The organism is Peribacillus sp. Bi134 (assembly GCF_918698065.1).
In the GTDB taxonomy this organism is placed as follows: domain Bacteria; phylum Bacillota; class Bacilli; order Bacillales; family DSM-1321; genus Peribacillus.
In genome coordinates this window covers 163,603-181,711 of record NZ_CAKKLN010000009.1, presented here as the reverse complement: position 1 = coordinate 181,711, position 18,109 = coordinate 163,603, and the positions used below count along the sequence as shown (strand labels likewise).

Sequence of the window (18,109 nt, the reverse complement as noted above, 5' to 3'; positions counted from 1 at the left end):
TCCGCAACCGATGTGGTGTTAAGCACATGGGCGGCAGTAAGAAAATCTGATTGGGTAATTGAGATGTTCGAACTAAAAAATGATAAGAGTTAGCCATAGTGCGTTTCAACACATTCAATTACTCCCTTATTATGCAATATATAAATAAGAAACCCTTATACCATTCCTGCCAAATCATTGCCTAATCCTCTCACATCACTTAAATTCCAGAGCGATATGTATTAGAATGGAACTAGAAAGAATAAGGAATCAAGGAGGTTTTTATGTCTGAACAAATCTATAAACAGCGGGCAGAGCTCACCCAACTCATTGAGAGTCACACAGGCGAGGACGGGTCTCATCCGACTGCAATTCCTTCTTTATTTTACTCTCGATTCTCTACAGTTACCGGTCCGAATTACGGAGTTTCCAAGCCTTCCTTATGCATTATCGTTCAAGGTATGAAGGAGGTACTGCTTGCACAGGACCGCTATGTATACGGTCCAGCCGATTACCTTATTGCCTCTGTTAACTTGCCAATTACCGGAATAGTCACAGAAGCCTCTTCCGAAAATCCATATTTGGCACTCAAACTCGAATTTACACCAAGCCAGATCTTGGAGGTATTACAGGATTCTCAACTTGCTGTTAACCAGAAAGAACATGCTAAAAGAGGCATGTATGTATGCCAAATAGAGATATCTCTGTTGGACGCGGTAACCAGATTAGCTCGTTTGCTGGACAATCCTAATGATATACCGGTACTCGCACCTCTTATCAAGAAGGAAATCATCTATAGGGTTTTACAAGGGCAGCATGGAGTTACTCTTGGCCAAATTGCGATAGAAGGAAGTTCCACCTATCAAATTGGCGACGTTGTCGACCATATAATGAATAATTATGACCAGTCTTTTCGGATTGAAGACCTTGCGGAAATTGCAAATATGAGCGTTTCATCGCTTCATAGGCACTTTAAAGAGGTAACAGCAATGAGTCCCATTCAGTTCCAAAAACAACTGAGGCTACAGGAAGCCCGGCGCCTATTATTATCCGAGTCAACAGATGCCACTGAAGCAGCATTCCGCGTAGGCTACGAGAGCCCATCCCAATTCAGCCGTGAATATTCCCGCTTGTTTGGTTTACCCCCGAAAGAAGATATTAACCGCCTGAAGGCAACATATGAATAAAAAAGTGCATTAATCTATTATGGATTAATGCACTTTTTTATTCTGGAAATTTGTGTTATCCTGCTTCTGAACAAATTTCAGAACATAATGAGTCCCACTGATATATATTCCCATGATAGCTAGATGATCTAGTAAAAACCCCATGGAGGAATCATTAAATTTCCAACCAAACGGATTATATATGGTTAATTTGTAAAACATCTCCCTTTCGAAAGAAGCCTGAACCCCGTAAACAACAATCAACACCGCTATGACACGAAATGCTATGGTGCGGATACGGCTGGTGCCAGTAATGCCCGTCATCTTTCGAACTGAATTGATAATGGTTGCCCAGGACATTCCTATATGCACAGCCATGAAGATAAATCCCCAATATGAAGTCATAACATGTATCTGCAATGGAACCGTGTCATTGTTAATCGAAATAAAAGGTATTATGTCACAAGATATGGGCACAGAACTTATCATCACTGCAGCCATGGATACAAGAAAAAGCAGATTGACCGCTATGCTCAGAATACGTCGTCCATTGTGCTTTCCCTTAAAGATCGTCTTATACCATCGTCGATTTAAAATATTGTGGGTAATAAACAATAAACACAATAATACTCCTGCCAGTTCATGCATTGCATTTCCAGTAATCTGGTAAGCCATCACAACTAACATCAGAACTGTCATAGAAAGGTCAATGACCAGCCGGATTAACATATTTCGATTCAAGAAGTTCTCCTCTTTCTAATTTTATTTATCCCTAGGTTGGTTTTCCGTAAGCTAACTCCCTATGTCTCTTTATTATAATGAACCATCAATAGAACCTTCTGGATAATTCCGGATTTTTCTTCTTCCATTAATCTGCTTTCATGCAATATATCCTGAGAGCCCTCCAGGTCATCTGCCGCTTTCACCTCCCAGTGTTCGGTGGGGATACCTGCGATCTGGGATCCCGTATTGCCATCCTTTGATCCTGTAAACTCTCCAAGGTCAAAACTTTTCATTTCATCCATCGTGTTCACGAAGTCATCCCGTTCCTGGTTCGCATGACAAGTAAAGCATCTGCCGATTTCTTCCTTGTAATCCACCGACTTGTCTCCATTGAATTCCTGGTATAGCCAATCTCCATTACGCATCTCAGATGGGTTCCCATCAGCCCAGCCAGCACGCTTTTCCATTACGAAGATTTCATCAAGATCTTTATCCCGATAGATTTCGAGTGTGATTATTGTGCCGTCAGGGATTGACTGACCGTTCTGCACCGCTTCGATCGCTTCCCTGCTCGTGTATAGTTCCTCCCTGACATTTCCACGATTGACAGTGGTATAGTTTACACCTTTATCGTAGTTCTCAGGGAATTCAACCAATTCACGATTGGATTCTGATTGTTGTTCCTGTTGGGAAATCCCATTACTGTCATTATTGCTGTTACATGCAGAAAGAGTGTTGGACATGACCAAAGCCAGGGACATAAATAATAGTTTTTTCATCTATTTTCCTCCAAGTTTCTTTCCGAATTATTACTATACAAAACTAGCAATCGTTCCCATATATACAGTGAATTTGTAATTTGAGGCATTAGCACATAAACACTATAAAAGAGTAGTGTATTAATGTGGAGGTATCCTCATTATCCTACAGATTAAAAAGCGGCCGCTGTCCTATTTCTCTTAAATCAATGCCTAATCCTCTTACGTTTCTATCTAAATCGGAATCGACTTTATATCAGTGCTGGAAGCGGATTGATTAATATTTCCTTTAAGTAACCAAAATGTGGGAACAAGAGGTTATCAACATTTGTATTTTACTAAGAGGTATTCATTTAAAGTTGAGTTTACGGAGATATGAATTAAAATCCTGCCCTATATTGCCATAAGAAAAAAGCTGTCTTAAAGACAGCTCTGCTCGTAAACTATTAAACTGATTAATCTTGTTCATCAAGTTCACTAAAATAATGATCCTTACGGTATGACACTGCCTCCATGGTCGCGATCAGGTTTTGCTCATGCAAGACGTCTATTCGATAAAATCCTGTCCGATAGTTTCGTTTGACTTCAGTTGCACGGGCTACTATCTTGTCCCCGGGTTTAGCTGATTCAATAAACTGGATGGTTGTCGAAAGTCCTAATGATGTTTTGCCATAGGCATTACAGGCTGCGGAAAAAGCATGATCTGCTACAGCATAAATAACTGCCCCGTGAACAGTTCCATATGTATTTACCATAGTGCTTTGCACTTCTAACGTTGCTTCTGCAAAACCTGCCTCGAATTTTGTTAACTGAATGCCTAACGACTGAGCATACGGATCGTTTTTCACTTGCTCATGAATTTGTTCATAGTGTTTTTCATAAATTTGATATTCATCAATTTGCTTCTTCACCATTACCTGCCCCTTCCAATACCATAGTAATTGTGACATGAATTGGTTGTGCTGATTATTATCAATTTAAAAAACCAATTGAACCAGCACCATGTAGACAATCGTTCCCCCCGCTATGGAGAGGAGCATCATTTTCTTCCAAAGGTGAAGCAAGGCAACTACAGCCACCCCAATAAATTCAGGGATGCCGTGACTTCCGGATTGTAAGCTCACATCCTTTAAACAATAAATGACCAAAAGCCCAATTACTGCAGATGGCAGCATTTTACCAAGATACTGTACATACTTCGGTGTAGGTTTACCTGATGGGAAAACGATGAAGGGAAGAAATCTTGTAAGCATTGTGCCTAAAACAACCATAGCGATTGTAATGATTTGCTGCGTTAAAGTCATTGTCATATGGTTCTCACCTCAACTTTCTCTAACGGCTTTCTAAGTAAGGTGAGTACCCCCAAAATGGCAAACATGGCAGGGATGATGAAATTGCTTCCGCCAAAAATAATAAGGCAGACAGCTGACAGCCCAAGCCCAGCGAGAGCACTATGATGTTTTTTCTCTTTCATCCATTGTTCAATGAAAATCACTACAAAGAGAGCCGTCATAACAAAATCGAGTCCTTCTGTGTTGAATTTGACAAAAGAGCCAAAAATACCGCCAATCGTTGATCCTATCACCCAATAGCAATGATTGAGCATTGTCACGAAAAACATAAACCAGCCCTTGTCTACATTCTTCGGAACATCAACGGTACAATTGATGGAAAAAGACTCATCGCAAAGCCCAAAAATCAGATACAGCTTTTTCTTACCGGTCCCCCTATACTTATCCAGCATTGATATGCCATAAAACAAATGCCGTGCATTCACCATTAATGTTAGAAAAAGGGCGTTAATCGGATTGAACGCGACAAGCAATAAATTGGCTGCAATAAACTCCATCGATCCTGCAAATATTGTTAGACTCATCAATATCGGGTAAATCGCACTGAACCCTAATGAATTCATAAAGATTCCATAAGCGATGCCTAAAAATAAAAAGCCTGCCAAAATGGGCACTGTGTACGGAAAAGCCGCACGAAATGCAGTTAGCATTTGAGTTCTTTTTTTCATATAATTCACATCCTGATGACTAAATTTATTTAAACTTAACATACAAAATCCGTACAAAAAACAAGTTAATTGTATGGATTACAATTAAAATAAAATTCGCACATTTCATGAAACGGACGGACTGATAGGCTTATCACCTTATATTCGTTTAAAGCCAGCTCAAATCCATTAGAGTTCCATACAAAAAATGTTATGATTGTATGGAATGTGATAGTAGAGGTGAACTATGCCCGTAAATTCATTTGACAATTATCCAATGTCTTGGAAACCTGATAAGAAAGCATTAAAGCGGCCTTTTTATAAATCTCTTGCTTCATTACTTGAACAAGATATAACAAATGGTTTTATAGCACCTGGAACCAAGTTGCCCCCGCAACGAGAATTGGCGGATTTTCTAGACTTAAACTTCACCACGATTACTCGTTCCTACAAAATATGTGAAGTAAAGGGATTGATATATGCTGTTACGGGAAGCGGAACTTTTGTGGCTCCTAATGCCACTCGTTCCATAACCATTTCCGCAGATAAAGCGGCAAACAGCATTGATCTTGGTTTTGTGGCATCTTTTGAGCAAACCAATGATATTGTTTCAGAAACTTTACAAAAAACTGTGAACAAAAGTTATTTGGAGCATCTGCTGAATTACAACGACCCGACTGGTATTCCACATCAAAAAACAGCAGCTCTAAACTGGATGGAATCTTTCGGCATTCACGCGGATCAAGAGCATATTGCAATCGTTTCCGGTGCCCAAAATGCATTGGCCATAGCCTTGGCAGCTTTGTTTGAGCCTGGTAATAGAATTGCAACCGACTTATACACATATTCAAACTTTATCGAGCTGGCAAAGATGTTTCATATTAAGTTAGTGCCCATTCCCGGAGACCATTATGGAATGCTGCCAGATGAACTTGAAAAGCAGTGTTCTCAAACAAATATTGACGGCATTTTCCTGATGCCCTCTTGCAACAATCCAACTACAGTCATGATCTCAGATTTTCGAAAGCAGGAATTAGCTGCGATCATCCGTAAGCATCGTTTAATTTTGATTGAGGATGATATTCATGCATTTTTGACTGCAGGCATTATCTCCGACTACCGGCAGCCGATGTTCCATTTGCTTCCGGAACAGAGCGTTTATATTTGCGGCACCTCTAAGTCAATATGTTCTGGATTAAGAGTTGCCTATATGGTTTATGGGGAGGCCTTTCGCGAGAAAATTGCCCAAGCCATTTTCAACATTAATGTAAAGACCTCTTCTTTTGATGCAGAGGTTATCACAGAGTTAATCCTATCAGGAAAGGCTCATGAAATTGTTTCTCAAAAGAAACAGCTTGCACAAACTGCAAATGATATTTATTCGGAATACTTTCCTTTAAGAATGGATGTTGGACATCCTCTCAGTCTTTATCGTTGGCTTCCAATTAAAGGACATAACGATGCGTTACAGCTGGAAACGGATTTGAAAAGGCGAGGTATTCGGGTATTTCATTCCAATCGTTTTCAAAGCGGGCAGACCACCCCTGATATGTATTTGCGTATTGCACTTTCTTCCACAAACTCATTCGATGAGTTAAAAATAGGATTAGAAATATTAAAGCAGTATCTAGGCTGATTCAAAAATTGATGATACTTAGATTAAATATAAAAAGCCTGACCAAATAGGGTCAGGCTTTTTTATACTTTTTTAGCAGAAGCCGCCCTTTCCCGCCTTAAAAACAACTACACCCAACAATGATTAAGAGTATAAACAAAACGACTATAAAGGCGAAACCTCCACCAAATCCAAAACCGCGGTCAAAATCATGTTCACAACCTGACATATAGAAACATCTCCTTTTTTTTAAGGAGGAATAAATGGGTAATATCATCTTATGCTCTAATCAGGAAGATGACACCATTAGTCTCCATCTCTGTTCAGAGGATAAAATGTTGGATTTATATGTATTTTCTCATAAATAATCTACTGAGTTACGGACATCTTGACTAGAGGCGGTAAAGGTACATATTCAGTTGTCATCTAGGAATAAGTTATCCATGTTTAACCTTTGCATTATTATTTGAACTGGACAACATTAATAAACATATGATGGAAAACACAATTTCATTAATTTCAATCCTAAATTATAACGATAAAATGTACTGAAAGAGGAGATGTTTTTTTGTATCCGAATGATTATTATTATCGAGTAAACAACTGGGAACCTATTTTATATATGTTACATCAAAGTTTATATGCTGAAGAAATGGTATGTGCCATGAGCAGTGAGCTTTTCCATATACCCGAAACCAAAGATTTAAAAGGAAGTCGCGAGATGCATAACCATCTAATCCCTGCTTCATATCACCGTGTAACCGCAGTGGGGTCAGCCCAAAGACTAAAAAATGGCGAGCAACAGCAAACCATTGTAGAAACAATGACAGCTTGTATAATAAACGCTGAAACCCAAGATAAAAAAGTACATGAAGGATTAAAAGTAATGGAGGAAAACGCAGGACCTGAATATATAGCCTTTATTAAAGTGATTATCAAATGGCAAGAACAAGCGGAATCCTATTTAAATCAAGCAAAAGAAGCTTTACGAACTATGGGGGTTTCATTTCCTATTGGAAGTGAACAACAGAATTATTAATATATTATGATTCTACAAAAATCTTCAAACTAGCAAACAATATAGATTCCAAAGGATATATTCCCCCACCTTTGCTTGACCGAACTGTAAAAAGTTCGGTTTTTTCTGTATAAATGGGTAGTACCAGCGAAGCTGTCACCGCCCGCAATAAAGAAATGTCAAGATTACAATAAGTTATTTAATTTTAAAACTTCAAACACATATACCCCCTTCCTGGTTTAGATGGGGGTTTCATTTCTAGCCCTTAACTATCCTGCCCCTTTAGCTCATAAGAAAAGGCTGCCTAAAGACAGCCCCAATCTTAAGCAAAACCCAATTATAAAGTGAATGTCCCACCATGATAACAATAGTAATTTACAGCTCTAAGATCTTTAATCTTTCTTAAGGACTGTTCTGCTTCCTCGACATTTAGACAAAAGTGCGGATTAGCAATGACCAATTCATGATTCTCTATAACAGCTGCGTCACCTGCTATTACACTTTTTAAACTTGGAAAATATAATGAAATATGCCCTGAAGTATGACCTGGTGTTGCTACTACCCTGCATTCGTTATCTAAAATCAAATCACCATCATGTACCTTTTCATCAATTGAAACATGCTTCAAATTCTTTAATTGTTGTATAAACCATTTACCGAACTCGATTTCTTGATTTGCCATATTTTCCAGCATTTCTTCGGCTTGAACCAATCTCTCTGATTTCATTTCACCACTAATATATTTTGATTCTACTTCACTGGCTATAATGTTAATCAAAGGATACTTTTCCTTAAAATCATATAAGGAGCCTATATGATCAATATCATAATGAGTAATGATTATATTCTTTAAATTCTTCATTTCATAACCACTTTTTATAATTTCATTTTCAATTAAAGGTAAAAATTCAGGATACCCTGTATCGACCAAGGTTAGTTCATTCTTCAATACAATCAAGCTAGGATTAATGTGATTTTTTTGCCCATTAAATTCAAATTCAATTGGCAGTTCTATTATCTTCATTTTTCCTCCTCCTCACCTACTAAAGAGGTAATAGTAGCTCACGTTTTAGTTCATTAAGAAACCCAGCATGGATACAAAGAAAAGAAATAATGAGACAACAACGTACCTCAAAAAACCTCCTTTTCTATCTTTTTGAGGCTTCTCTAATCCTGTTATTAACATAATTACCGCGAGAAACAACATAGAATATGGCATCAACTCAACACTTCCAGTAATTAGCTGATATGCATATAAAGAAACTACAATTATAGCTAAGATGATTTTAACTATTTTCAAGAAATTATTTCCCCTTAAGTACAATTTTTTATTTAATCATACCATTTGACAGCTTTTCATTGTGTGAAAAATGGAAATTTCTTCATTAATTACGCCGCTTTTCTGCACAAAAAAGCCGACTGGTTTTTAATAAAACCAATCGGCTATATAGGCAATTTATTTGAATGTTACGCATTTACTGCTTTACGGGCCTGACTTGCATGTAATTTTTTCATTGCAAATCTTGCTATCGGCTGTGCGATCAGTACTTCAACCCAAAATGCGATGAAAAAGTTACGTGGCCACTCATAAAAGAACGACTGAATCGGCTCCATACTAATTTCTCTCATGCCAATCCAAGATCCGATAACCGTCAGTAAAATGGACAGGATGGTTACGCTGAATAATATCGTGAATAACACTCTTGCATTAAAACCGTCCGTAGGTTCAATAAACTTTTGTACGAGTTTATTAACCAGAGGATTTACAACAAGTGTTACTAATAAAATGACACAAATCCATACAACTGGAATTACTCGTAAGGTTTCAAAATACACTTCTTTACTGAATCCAAATTTAAATCCCATAATAAGTGGTGCAATAATGTTGACTGAAAGTATTGATATAATCGCTAAAAATAATACAAAGTCTTTTCCATTTCGCGGTAATCTTGTTTCATCGTGCATATGATCATCCCCATTAAAAATATTTCAGATGGCAGACGTATCGTGAGACATATATTTTTGGTCAATAAAAAAGACCAATATCTCTACACACTGATATAACAATTTTATCACTTCTATTCAATGAATTTCAAGGCTTAATCTTACCTATGCTGCGTCGTTTTTCCCGAAAAGGTCTGCCGCAGCAACCTTAGTTACTGCAAACAAATCACGATACAGCAGGACAAGAGTTCATTTGATCTTCATTTAGTTAAAAAGCACAAAATAATATCTGAAATTTCACACTTCTTCTAATGATTCCTAAATACGAAACCTGTATACTTTTCTCATGTTAGTTTTTATCACATCAATAGTCATATCATATAACACACTATGAATAGGAGTTGAGTGTAAATTGTCTACATATCTAGAAAGCCATGCTTTAGAAGAGGCGGAGTTCCACCATGCTGCGGATTTGGATGAATCTCTGAAGCCGAGATCAAAAGAAGATAGGACGGTTGGCCCGATATCCTATACGTTCATGTGGATTGGGGACGGCGTCAATTTAGGGAATATGACACTTGGGGCAAGCTTGGTCGTAGCAGGAACCGCTACGTTGAATATTCTTCAGACATTTACCGCAGCTGCCATTGCCATCGCTATCATTTCCGTGATTTTCGCTTTAAATGATAGGATTGGATACAGGACCGGTATTCCCTATGTTGTTCAGCTCAGAATGTCCTTCGGGATGAAAGGCTCCATCCTATCATCACTTTTGCGTGGTATTCCGGCCATAATCTGGTACGGTTTTCAAAGTTGGATTGGCGGTACTGCCTTAAACGAAATCGTAAAGATCATTACGGGTGGCGCTTTTGATAATACGGTCATTTGCTTTGTCGCGATTCAATTGGTGCAAATTGTACTTTCGCTATATGGCTTCCATGCCATCAAATGGGTGGAATGCTTGCATCCATTGTTATCATGCTGGCGCTAGTCTATGTATTTGGTATTCTTGTTACATCACATAGCGAGGTCATCGCGGAAAAATGGGTACATGCTGAAGGCTCTTGGGGCTTGCCGTTCTTTGCTTTCATCATGATGTTTTTAGGAAACTACGCGGCTATCTTTTTAAGCGCAGGGGACTATTCAAGAGAGCTTAAGTCTGGCATCAGTGATGCAAAACGAGGATTTTTGTATTTTTCGCCCATTTTACTAGCATACGGCTTCGTACTGACAATCGGTGTAATGCTTGCTTCCGCTACTGGCATTTCCAATCCAGTTAAGGCGTTTGCCATTGTGGTGGATAATCCTTATATCACAGTAGGCGTTTCAGCATTTATCGTCATAGGTGCAATTGCGGTAAATATGGTTGCCAATATTATTCCGCCAACATATGTGATTACTTTGCTTACAAAGTTGAAATATAAGGTTGCCGTTATCATAACCGGAGTTCTTGCCTTTTGCTCATTCCCTTGGGTGCTTGTACAGGATTCTTCGGCGAAGGGCCTTGGTTTATTCATTCTGATTTATTCCGCTTTTTTAGGTCCAATCGTTTCGATTTTATTAGTCGAATACTATATATTAAGAAAGCAAAAAATGAATGTTGCCGATTTGTACAGAGAATACGGGCCATTTGCAGGATATAATCCATGCGCACTGCTCGCCATGCTTATCGGTGCCGGCGCCGCCTTTATAAAAGTCGAGCTTGCCTGGATCATCGGCGTTATTGTGGCAGGCATCGCCTATATTATTCTGATGAAGTTCGCCTTTAAGGATTCAAGATTCAAAAAGGGGACGATATTCGAGAATGAGTTTTAACTTATTGAAGGGGATACTGCTCAAAATGGCAGTATCCCTTTTTAAGTAATGTTGATTTCAGGAATTATATATTTGACCATTTTTGTAAGTGAATGTATAGTCTCCTTCTTTTTTCATTAATACCGGCAAGTACTGTGCGACCATCTCAGCAATTCCGAGATTAAGTGGATGAAGTATCCAATCAATGGATTTCCAATCAAGAATGCCTTCCCGCGTTTTTTTCGGTGTTTCATATATTAAATCCTCATCCGCCATATACAAATATACATATATTCCATCCACTTCACCTTCTGGAGTCTCCCAGGTTACCGTTCCTTTAGAAAAAAAAGGCTCCACCTCTATCCCAGTTTCCTCAAATACCTCACGCTGTGCACCTATATCAGGCGTTTCACCTTTCTCGATTTTGCCTCCCACCCCGTTCCAAACACCCATAATTGGAGCTTTCTCCCGGTTAAGCATGAGAAGTTCATTATTCTTCTTTACAAAACAGACTGTATACTTAAACATTTATTAAGAACCCCTTTATCGTTAGTTCGTGCTGTTTACATGTGAGTTTGCGCTGTTTAATCATGAATTTCACTGTTTTACTCGTGAATTTGCGCTATTTACTCGTGAGTTCGAGCTATTTACTTGTGAGTTTCACTGGTTTACTCGTGAGTTTGCGCTATTTACTCGTGAGTTAGATAATTCAAGTTTAACAAATCCCCTTGAATTTTGTATGATAAGAAAGGAAGATTACTAAATGGGAGATGTGATATTTTGAAAAGTCTAGCTGTATTTTGTGGATCGAGCAAAGGTGCATCTGCTATCTATGTAGAAGAGGCTAAAAAACTGGGTGCGGAACTGGCAAAACGTAAGATTACCCTTGTCTATGGGGGCTCAAGTGTAGGGATCATGGGTGCAGTTGCAGATTCCGTCTTGGAAGCAGGCGGAAATGTAATTGGCGTAATGCCAGATTTCCTAGAAAAAAAGGAAATAGCACATAAGAACTTAACCGAGCTGATCGTCGTGGAATCCATGCATGAAAGAAAAGCAAAAATGGCTGAGCTTGCAGATGGGTTCATGGCCTTGCCAGGCGGGCCAGGAACATTGGAAGAATTCTTTGAGATTTTCACTTGGGCTCAGCTTGGTCTTCATCAAAAACCTTGCGGACTCTTAAATATCAATCACTATTATGATCCTTTGGTCGCTTTATTCAACCATATGTCCGACGAACAGTTCCTGCATGAAAAATTCCGTTCCATGGCGCTGGTGGATGTTGAACCTAATGGACTTCTTGATCAATTCATTACATATGAACCGCCAACCGTAAAAACTTTCATTACCGAGAAACAAACCTGATCATTAAAAAACAGCCGGCCAAGATCAATAATGATCTTGGCCGGCTGTGATAAACTGCAGGTTAAGTAAATATCCGGTTTAAATAATCTCCATGCCCTTTGATAAGTTGCACTTCATGTTCGGATGAAATCCAGAAGAAATGAAATGTCAGCCCCGCTTCATCTCCTCCACCCGTCGGCTGATGGTCCCATTCATCAGGAACATTCGATACACTTATTTGATAAAAATATCTATTATGTATGGCACCATCGACGTTCTCCCAAAAATCTTCTGTTATTAATTTCTCCACATGAAAATTTTCCAGACCTGTTTCTTCTTTCATTTCCCTAATCACTGCTTGGTAAGCATCTTCTTTAGGCTTCACCGTTCCCTTAGGTATCTGTATGCCCGCTTCCCTAATGGGATGTTGAAAAACCAATACCTGTGTTTCTCCATTATTGATTCTTGTCACATACCCGTAAGCTTTTTTTATCATTATCACCATCAATCACCAAAAGCAAAAATGAGCTCTGTCTCGCATACAGTTTCCCCCTCGACAGTAGCCCTGCCTGTTCCTTTACCGATAGGACCTTTCAAGCGAGTAATCTCCACTTCTAAACGTAATTGGTCCCCTGGTTTTACTTGCCTTTTAAAACGGCATCCATCGATCCCGGCCAAAAGCCCGATCCGTCCTTTATTTTCTTCTTTTGTAAGCATGACAACAGCACTTACCTGTGCTAATGCCTCCACGATCAACACACCTGGCATCACTGGGTAATCGGGAAAGTGACCAGAAAAAAACTCTTCATTTGCCGTGACGTTTTTAATGGCCACCGCCCTCTTTCCTTCTTCCAGTTCCAAAACTCTATCAACTAAAAGAAATGGATAGCGATGCCTGATAATGTCTTTGATTTCTTGGATATCAATCAATATTAAGTCCCCCATTGAGATGGATTGCTTTTACTTTATTTTACCATCAGCATCACCATTTGGATATTTTTGTATTATAAAAAAGGCTGCCTGAGCAACCCTGTTTTCGCTTACAAATCCTTTGATTTTTTTTCCTTCGATTTAGTTAATGGGGACAGAACCATTTCTTCATACCTCTCATATCCCCCTAATAATTTATGAATCAAGCTTATTTTAGGAACAACAAGGTAAACCGCCAATCCTGAAATGGTGCTCAGTATTGCTCCTGCCAGCACATCCGCCGGAAAGTGGACACCTACCCAAATACGGGAAATGCCAACAAGGAAAGCCAGCATGATCCATAACAACCACCATCCTCTTTTGAAAAGCCAAAAAGATACACAAAACGAGATAAACAAGATGGTATGGTCGCTTGGAAATGAATTATCCACTGCTTTTTCAATTAACTGATTAACATTGGCCAATTCGGCAAATGGCTGATTATTATAATGTAATCTCCCTGCCATTTTCCCCATCATTTCAGCTATTACAAACGTAATCATCCCACAAACAACCATCATCCTACTCTGTTCATTTCGAGTGAACCATATTAAGATGACTGCCAAAGCTAATAAAAATACCATGTACTCGGCAATGAAAATGGCAGAAGGGTTTAAATAATCGTACTGTTTCCCTAAGTCATTGATCATTCTGAATACATTGGTATTCGACTCAAAAAAGTCCATTTCATTCCCAACCTTCCTCTTTTTCTTACATATTAAAGAGAAAGGAAATATATCGCCATCGTTCTTCCTAACAGTTTAAGCTGCCGTCTTACAATATTGTCACCCGGTTAAAGAAGCTTGGTGGGGTCTTGTATATTTCCTGAACTTTCTATATAATCCAAGAAAAATACGGAGGTTAGTCAAATGAATAATGATAGGAACTCTGTTCTAATTCATGAAAACCAAGAAACGGTTTGGAATGCGATCACGAATGATGAAATCATTTCAAAATGGTATGCCCCGGGTTCAAAATGGAATATTCCTAAACTCCAGGTTGGAGAGAAGGCAATCTTCGTATTAATGCCTAGTGCACATAACAATCTTAAAGAGAATGAAAGCATCCCAATGAGCTTTACAATCCAAGAGATAATCCCTTGCGAAAGGTTTTCTTATTCTTCGGATTCGGATAAACTCGTTTTCACTTTTGAAATATTCCCAGAATCCGAAGGCACTAGAGTATCCATTAACATGAACGGATATGAACTTAGTTTGGCTAACTTAAAAGCATGTTTAGAAGGAAAAGAACTTCCCTATACCTAATCATTCATTTGAAAGAGAACCTAGTTCATTTCCATGTTTATTAAAAAACGGTGCTATCCCCCTTCGTATATAGCGTCTGAAGGGAGACGACTGTATTTATAATAGAAGAAATTCGCATAAGGAGGTAAAAAATGCTGCACATACAGAAAAAGTCCGATACTGTCGTCATTGTCATTCACGAAATATATGGACTGAACCAACATATGCATGGTATTTGTGAGTCATTATCAAACAATGACTTTGATGTAATCTGTCCGAATTTGTTAGACCGCGAGACGCCTTTTGATTATTCCCAAGAGGCTGCTGCTTATCGACATTTTATGGAGAACGTTGGCTTCACGGGTGCTTTATATAAGATAAAGCATATTTTATCGGATATAAAAGATGTATACCAAAAGATTTTTATTCTTGGATTCAGTGCAGGGGCAACTGTAGCTTGGCTGTGCAGTGAGGAAGAGTGTGTCGATGGAATAGTTGGTTACTACGGTTCACGTATTAGGAATTATGCAGACTTGGCGCCACAATGCCCTGCATTGCTATTTTTCCCACTAGAAGAGCCATCATTTAATGTGGACGAGTTAATTTTAGTTTTAGAAAGAACGAATGTCGAGGTTCATAAATTCAACGGAAAACACGGATTCAGTGATCCTTACAATTCAAAATATCATGCAGAATCAGCCCAGGCTGCCGTTAGCAAAATGATGAAATTTTTTATGCAACATTGAGGTTACACATTCAACCTAATGCCGTTTTGTATTGATCCATTGTATCGAACCCGCATCACTATGGGGATGACATTCATTTTGAACCTTTTTATATTCTGTTTCCAATTCTTTTAAGGTTAACTTCATAAGCTGTTCCACAGTCTTATTTACAGTATGGATCATAAGTTTAAAGATTAATTCCTTCCGCCTTTCTTCCACACTCTTCCTCATTTCACCCTCTCCTTTTATTCTGATATTATATGAAATGTATCCTTAGACAGGGGGAATGATCGTCGGATTCCTTCTCTTCAATTTTGCTTATTTTAATATATTCATTCTCTAAATCGGTTAAGGTTAATTCAAATAGATGGATGTCATTCTTTTTATAAATTCCCTTGTTAATCAACTTGTTTATCAGGAAGTTTCTTTTTTTCTCAATGGCTTTACGTAATAATATCCCCATGCTAAATCCTCCTTTTGATAATCTTTCGACTTGCCCATTCACAAAAAAACCGAAGACACCTCTTTACATGAAAGAAAAGTCTCCGGTTTTCCGGTCAATTAACCTATAATCCCTATTAAATTACTCGGTATTATTGTTTTTATAATACTAACTCTGTGATCCGCAGTCAACAATTTTTTTCGTGCATCTTATTTATTTTTGCTTCGCTTCATGAAATGCTGCTTTCACTTTATCCAACAGGTCTTTATCCGTAATCAGTTTATAACCTGTAAGTGCAAGCGCTTTTGCTCCGGTCAGGATGGCTTTGTCTCCAGCAGGAGATTTGGCACAGTCGCGGAATTCATTCGTATGGGCAATCAGCTCATCATGGCCAATTTTTATATAAGGATGTGCTGTCGGCACTACATGGCTTACATTACCTGCATCCGTCGAGCCAAAGCCACTCTCTTTTCGAGGACCCACTGCTTCCCCTAATTGAGAGAGCTCTTCTTTTAACAGTTCATCCAGAACTGGATTAATGACAAAATCGAGTACTTCATTTTGGAAACGTTCAACTTTAACCGAACTTCCTGTGGCAAGTGCTGCCCCTTCGGCAACAGCACGTATTTTATTGGATACTTCTTGGCAAAGTTTCCATGTTGTTGCTCTAATGTAAAATCTGGCTGAAGCATATTCGGGAATGATGTTAGGAGCTTCCCCGCCATTGGTGATGATTCCGTGGATTTTGACCTCAGTCGGGAGCTGCTGACGCAAAGCATTAATGCCATTGAACAGCTGAATCACCGCGTCAAGCGCATTCACGCCTTCTTCAGGTGCAGCTGCTGCATGTGCTGACTTCCCGTAAAAATGAAAATCTAGGGGGTCGACTGCCAGAAATGGACTTGTGACACGCGTTTGCCCGCCAGGATGGATAAGGATTGCCGCATCAACCCCATCAAATAGACCGTGCTTCACAAAGCTGCCTTTTGCGCTTCCATTCGGCCCGCCCTCTTCTGCCGGTGTTCCGAAAACAATCACCTCTCCGCCCGTTTCCTCCAGCACTTGAGCCAAGGAAATGCCCGCTGCAACACTCGTTGTGCCGATGATATTATGGCCGCAAGCATGGCCTAAACCCGGCAATGCATCATACTCGGCTAAAAATGCAATTGTGGGACCTTTCTTTGAAGAGGTTTTTTTGGCGATGAATCCTGTTTCATGCCCGGCAATATTGCGGGTTACTTCAAATCCTTCATTTCGAAGTATTCCGGTTAAGGTATCCGAAGCGAAAAACTCTTGATTCCCAATTTCGGGTTTAGCATGAATGGCTTGACTCGTTTCGATATATAATTTGGAATGAAAGTCGATGTGATCTTCAATGATCTGCTGATGCTGCTTCTGCACTAATTCTCTCGCCATATTCTTATCTCCCCTTTTTGGTTTAAGGAACCGGATAGGCATCTTGAATCCATCCGGCATTCCTTCACTCGTTTTGAATCTGAATCATTATTTTTCATTAGCTGGTTTTGTCCAAGCATCCTGGTAATTCACTAATTCATCTACAGAAACATATGCAGGAATGGTGTTTCCTTTAAACGTTTTTTCAATGAACGCTTCCACTTTTTTCGATTGATAAAGCTCCACTAATTTTTGCAGCTCAGGACGATCGGCATTACCCTTTTTAACTGCAATGATATTAATATATGGTTTCGCCGTTTTACTCTCATGGAATAAAGAATCTTTTAAAGTAAGGCCTGCTTCGACGGCAAAGTTATTATTGATGGCTGAAGCATCGGCATCATCCAATAGACGCGGTGTATTGCCGGCAGCAACAGGTTGGATTTTCAAGTTTTTCGGATTTTCCTTAATGATTTCCAATGATCCCGATCCATTGAATTCCTCTTTCAATGTAATCAATCCAGCTTCCTGAAGAAGAAGCAGTGCACGGCCAAAGTTCGTTGCTTCATTCGGAACGGCAATCGTAGCGCCATCCGGAAGATCCTTGAGATCTTTATGTTTTTTCGAATAAAGGCCCATAGGAGCAATGACAGTCGACCCGATGGCCTCTAATTTCAGATTTTGGTCTTGAACGAATTCATCGAAGTATGCGACCGTTTGGAATGAATTGGCATCAATTTCACCTTCACTTAAAGCAAGGTTCGGTTGGATATAATCATTGAAAGTGACCAGTTCAATATTAAGCCCTTCCTCTTTCGCTATGTCGACAATGTATTCCCATGTTCTTGTATCCCCGCTGCTGACACCGACTTTTACTGTTTTCACATCATCCGAACCGCCTGATGCACCTTCTTCTTTCCCGCATGCTGCAGACAAGATGGCCAATGCCAATACTATGATCGTTAATAAGATTTTCTTCATTTCTCCTACCTCCTGT

Annotated in this window: 22 protein-coding genes and 2 pseudogenes; 7 read left to right on the top strand and 17 right to left on the bottom strand. The window is 39.2% G+C overall.

Translation table 11 applies throughout. The features are described 5' to 3' along the window. Positions 1 to 263 precede the first annotated feature (263 nt). Positions 264 to 1,166: an AraC family transcriptional regulator gene (locus tag LQ188_RS21155; protein ID WP_230178099.1), complete on the top strand. Its 903-nt coding sequence runs from the start codon at positions 264 to 266 to the stop codon at positions 1,164 to 1,166. A gap of 24 nt (positions 1,167 to 1,190) precedes the next feature. Here LQ188_RS21155 and LQ188_RS21150 read toward each other — a convergent pair whose 3' ends face one another. From LQ188_RS21150 to azlC, 5 genes are all read right to left on the bottom strand, one after another. After that, positions 1,191 to 1,886, bottom strand: coding sequence for a DUF4405 domain-containing protein (locus LQ188_RS21150; RefSeq protein ID WP_230178096.1), 696 nt, complete (start codon positions 1,884 to 1,886; stop codon positions 1,191 to 1,193). A gap of 59 nt (positions 1,887 to 1,945) precedes the next feature. After that, entirely contained in the window at positions 1,946 to 2,647 is a 702-nt protein-coding gene (locus LQ188_RS21145; protein WP_230178095.1) for a cytochrome P460 family protein, read from the bottom strand. Between the two features lie 434 nt (positions 2,648 to 3,081). Further along, positions 3,082 to 3,540 (bottom strand): hotdog fold thioesterase, encoded by a 459-nt coding sequence (locus LQ188_RS21140; protein ID WP_230178093.1) that lies wholly within the window; start codon positions 3,538 to 3,540, stop codon positions 3,082 to 3,084. Between the two features lie 63 nt (positions 3,541 to 3,603). After that, positions 3,604 to 3,936, bottom strand: coding sequence for a branched-chain amino acid transporter permease (locus tag LQ188_RS21135; protein ID WP_101223313.1), 333 nt, complete (start codon positions 3,934 to 3,936; stop codon positions 3,604 to 3,606). Then, complete coding sequence (gene azlC / locus LQ188_RS21130) at positions 3,933 to 4,688, bottom strand: azaleucine resistance protein AzlC (RefSeq protein WP_230178092.1); 756 nt, start codon at positions 4,686 to 4,688, stop codon at positions 3,933 to 3,935. Before azlC ends, LQ188_RS21135 begins: the two co-directional genes overlap by 4 nt. Before the next feature lie 184 nt (positions 4,689 to 4,872). Here azlC and LQ188_RS21125 point away from each other — a divergent pair, with 184 nt between their 5' ends. Then, positions 4,873 to 6,261 (top strand): PLP-dependent aminotransferase family protein, encoded by a 1,389-nt coding sequence (locus tag LQ188_RS21125; RefSeq protein WP_230178091.1) that lies wholly within the window; start codon positions 4,873 to 4,875, stop codon positions 6,259 to 6,261. A gap of 100 nt (positions 6,262 to 6,361) precedes the next feature. Here the strand turns inward: LQ188_RS21125 and LQ188_RS21120 are convergent. Beyond that, a pseudogene (locus LQ188_RS21120) lies at positions 6,362 to 6,469 on the bottom strand (YjcZ family sporulation protein); the annotation flags it as partial. A gap of 339 nt (positions 6,470 to 6,808) precedes the next feature. On the opposite strand from LQ188_RS21120, the gene LQ188_RS21115 reads away from it, so the two are divergent. Then, positions 6,809 to 7,279: a hypothetical protein gene (locus tag LQ188_RS21115; RefSeq protein ID WP_230178090.1), complete on the top strand. Its 471-nt coding sequence runs from the start codon at positions 6,809 to 6,811 to the stop codon at positions 7,277 to 7,279. A gap of 316 nt (positions 7,280 to 7,595) precedes the next feature. On the opposite strand, the gene LQ188_RS21110 is transcribed toward LQ188_RS21115, so the two are convergent. The 3 genes from LQ188_RS21110 to LQ188_RS21100 form a co-directional block, all read right to left on the bottom strand. Next, positions 7,596 to 8,282: an MBL fold metallo-hydrolase gene (locus LQ188_RS21110; protein WP_230178089.1), complete on the bottom strand. Its 687-nt coding sequence runs from the start codon at positions 8,280 to 8,282 to the stop codon at positions 7,596 to 7,598. 45 nt (positions 8,283 to 8,327) lie between these two features. Further along, positions 8,328 to 8,558, bottom strand: coding sequence for a hypothetical protein (locus LQ188_RS21105; RefSeq protein WP_230178088.1), 231 nt, complete (start codon positions 8,556 to 8,558; stop codon positions 8,328 to 8,330). Between the two features lie 167 nt (positions 8,559 to 8,725). Continuing rightward, the gene (locus LQ188_RS21100) at positions 8,726 to 9,223 is read right to left on the bottom strand and encodes a hypothetical protein (protein WP_230178087.1); all 498 of its coding nucleotides are present in this window, start codon (positions 9,221 to 9,223) and stop codon (positions 8,726 to 8,728) included. A 391-nt stretch (positions 9,224 to 9,614) separates the two neighbouring features. On the opposite strand from LQ188_RS21100, the pseudogene LQ188_RS21095 reads away from it, so the two are divergent. Continuing rightward, positions 9,615 to 11,017: pseudogene (locus LQ188_RS21095) on the top strand (NCS1 family transporter). Positions 11,018 to 11,074: 57 nt separating this feature from the next. Here the strand turns inward: LQ188_RS21095 and LQ188_RS21090 are convergent. Beyond that, complete coding sequence (locus LQ188_RS21090; protein WP_101223321.1) at positions 11,075 to 11,524, bottom strand: 8-oxo-dGTP diphosphatase; 450 nt, start codon at positions 11,522 to 11,524, stop codon at positions 11,075 to 11,077. A gap of 252 nt (positions 11,525 to 11,776) precedes the next feature. Between LQ188_RS21090 and LQ188_RS21085 the strand changes: the two genes are divergently transcribed. Then, entirely contained in the window at positions 11,777 to 12,358 is a 582-nt protein-coding gene (locus tag LQ188_RS21085) for a TIGR00730 family Rossman fold protein (protein ID WP_054399715.1), read from the top strand. A 61-nt stretch (positions 12,359 to 12,419) separates the two neighbouring features. Here LQ188_RS21085 and LQ188_RS21080 read toward each other — a convergent pair whose 3' ends face one another. From LQ188_RS21080 to LQ188_RS21070, 3 genes are all read right to left on the bottom strand, one after another. Further along, positions 12,420 to 12,833 (bottom strand): NUDIX domain-containing protein, encoded by a 414-nt coding sequence (locus tag LQ188_RS21080; RefSeq protein ID WP_230178086.1) that lies wholly within the window; start codon positions 12,831 to 12,833, stop codon positions 12,420 to 12,422. 8 nt (positions 12,834 to 12,841) lie between these two features. After that, positions 12,842 to 13,267 carry a 3-hydroxyacyl-ACP dehydratase FabZ gene (fabZ, locus tag LQ188_RS21075; RefSeq protein WP_063575217.1) on the bottom strand — a complete coding sequence of 142 codons (426 nt, stop codon included), beginning with the start codon at positions 13,265 to 13,267 and terminating at the stop codon, positions 12,842 to 12,844. A 110-nt stretch (positions 13,268 to 13,377) separates the two neighbouring features. Further along, the gene (locus LQ188_RS21070) at positions 13,378 to 13,992 is read right to left on the bottom strand and encodes an undecaprenyl-diphosphatase (RefSeq protein ID WP_230178085.1); all 615 of its coding nucleotides are present in this window, start codon (positions 13,990 to 13,992) and stop codon (positions 13,378 to 13,380) included. Between the two features lie 183 nt (positions 13,993 to 14,175). Between LQ188_RS21070 and LQ188_RS21065 the strand changes: the two genes are divergently transcribed. Beyond that, complete coding sequence (locus tag LQ188_RS21065) at positions 14,176 to 14,571, top strand: SRPBCC domain-containing protein (RefSeq protein ID WP_101223325.1); 396 nt, start codon at positions 14,176 to 14,178, stop codon at positions 14,569 to 14,571. A gap of 131 nt (positions 14,572 to 14,702) precedes the next feature. After that, positions 14,703 to 15,296 carry a dienelactone hydrolase family protein gene (locus LQ188_RS21060; protein ID WP_230178084.1) on the top strand — a complete coding sequence of 198 codons (594 nt, stop codon included), beginning with the start codon at positions 14,703 to 14,705 and terminating at the stop codon, positions 15,294 to 15,296. A 15-nt stretch (positions 15,297 to 15,311) separates the two neighbouring features. Here LQ188_RS21060 and LQ188_RS21055 read toward each other — a convergent pair whose 3' ends face one another. The 4 genes from LQ188_RS21055 to LQ188_RS21040 form a co-directional block, all read right to left on the bottom strand. Then, complete coding sequence (locus LQ188_RS21055) at positions 15,312 to 15,506, bottom strand: Fur-regulated basic protein FbpA (RefSeq protein WP_101223327.1); 195 nt, start codon at positions 15,504 to 15,506, stop codon at positions 15,312 to 15,314. A 25-nt stretch (positions 15,507 to 15,531) separates the two neighbouring features. Then, positions 15,532 to 15,738 carry a Fur-regulated basic protein FbpA gene (locus LQ188_RS21050; RefSeq protein WP_076372309.1) on the bottom strand — a complete coding sequence of 69 codons (207 nt, stop codon included), beginning with the start codon at positions 15,736 to 15,738 and terminating at the stop codon, positions 15,532 to 15,534. Positions 15,739 to 15,930: 192 nt separating this feature from the next. Continuing rightward, complete coding sequence (locus tag LQ188_RS21045) at positions 15,931 to 17,133, bottom strand: M20 family metallopeptidase (protein ID WP_230178082.1); 1,203 nt, start codon at positions 17,131 to 17,133, stop codon at positions 15,931 to 15,933. Between the two features lie 87 nt (positions 17,134 to 17,220). After that, complete coding sequence (locus LQ188_RS21040) at positions 17,221 to 18,093, bottom strand: MetQ/NlpA family ABC transporter substrate-binding protein (protein WP_101223329.1); 873 nt, start codon at positions 18,091 to 18,093, stop codon at positions 17,221 to 17,223. Between the last annotated feature and the right edge of the window lie 16 nt (positions 18,094 to 18,109).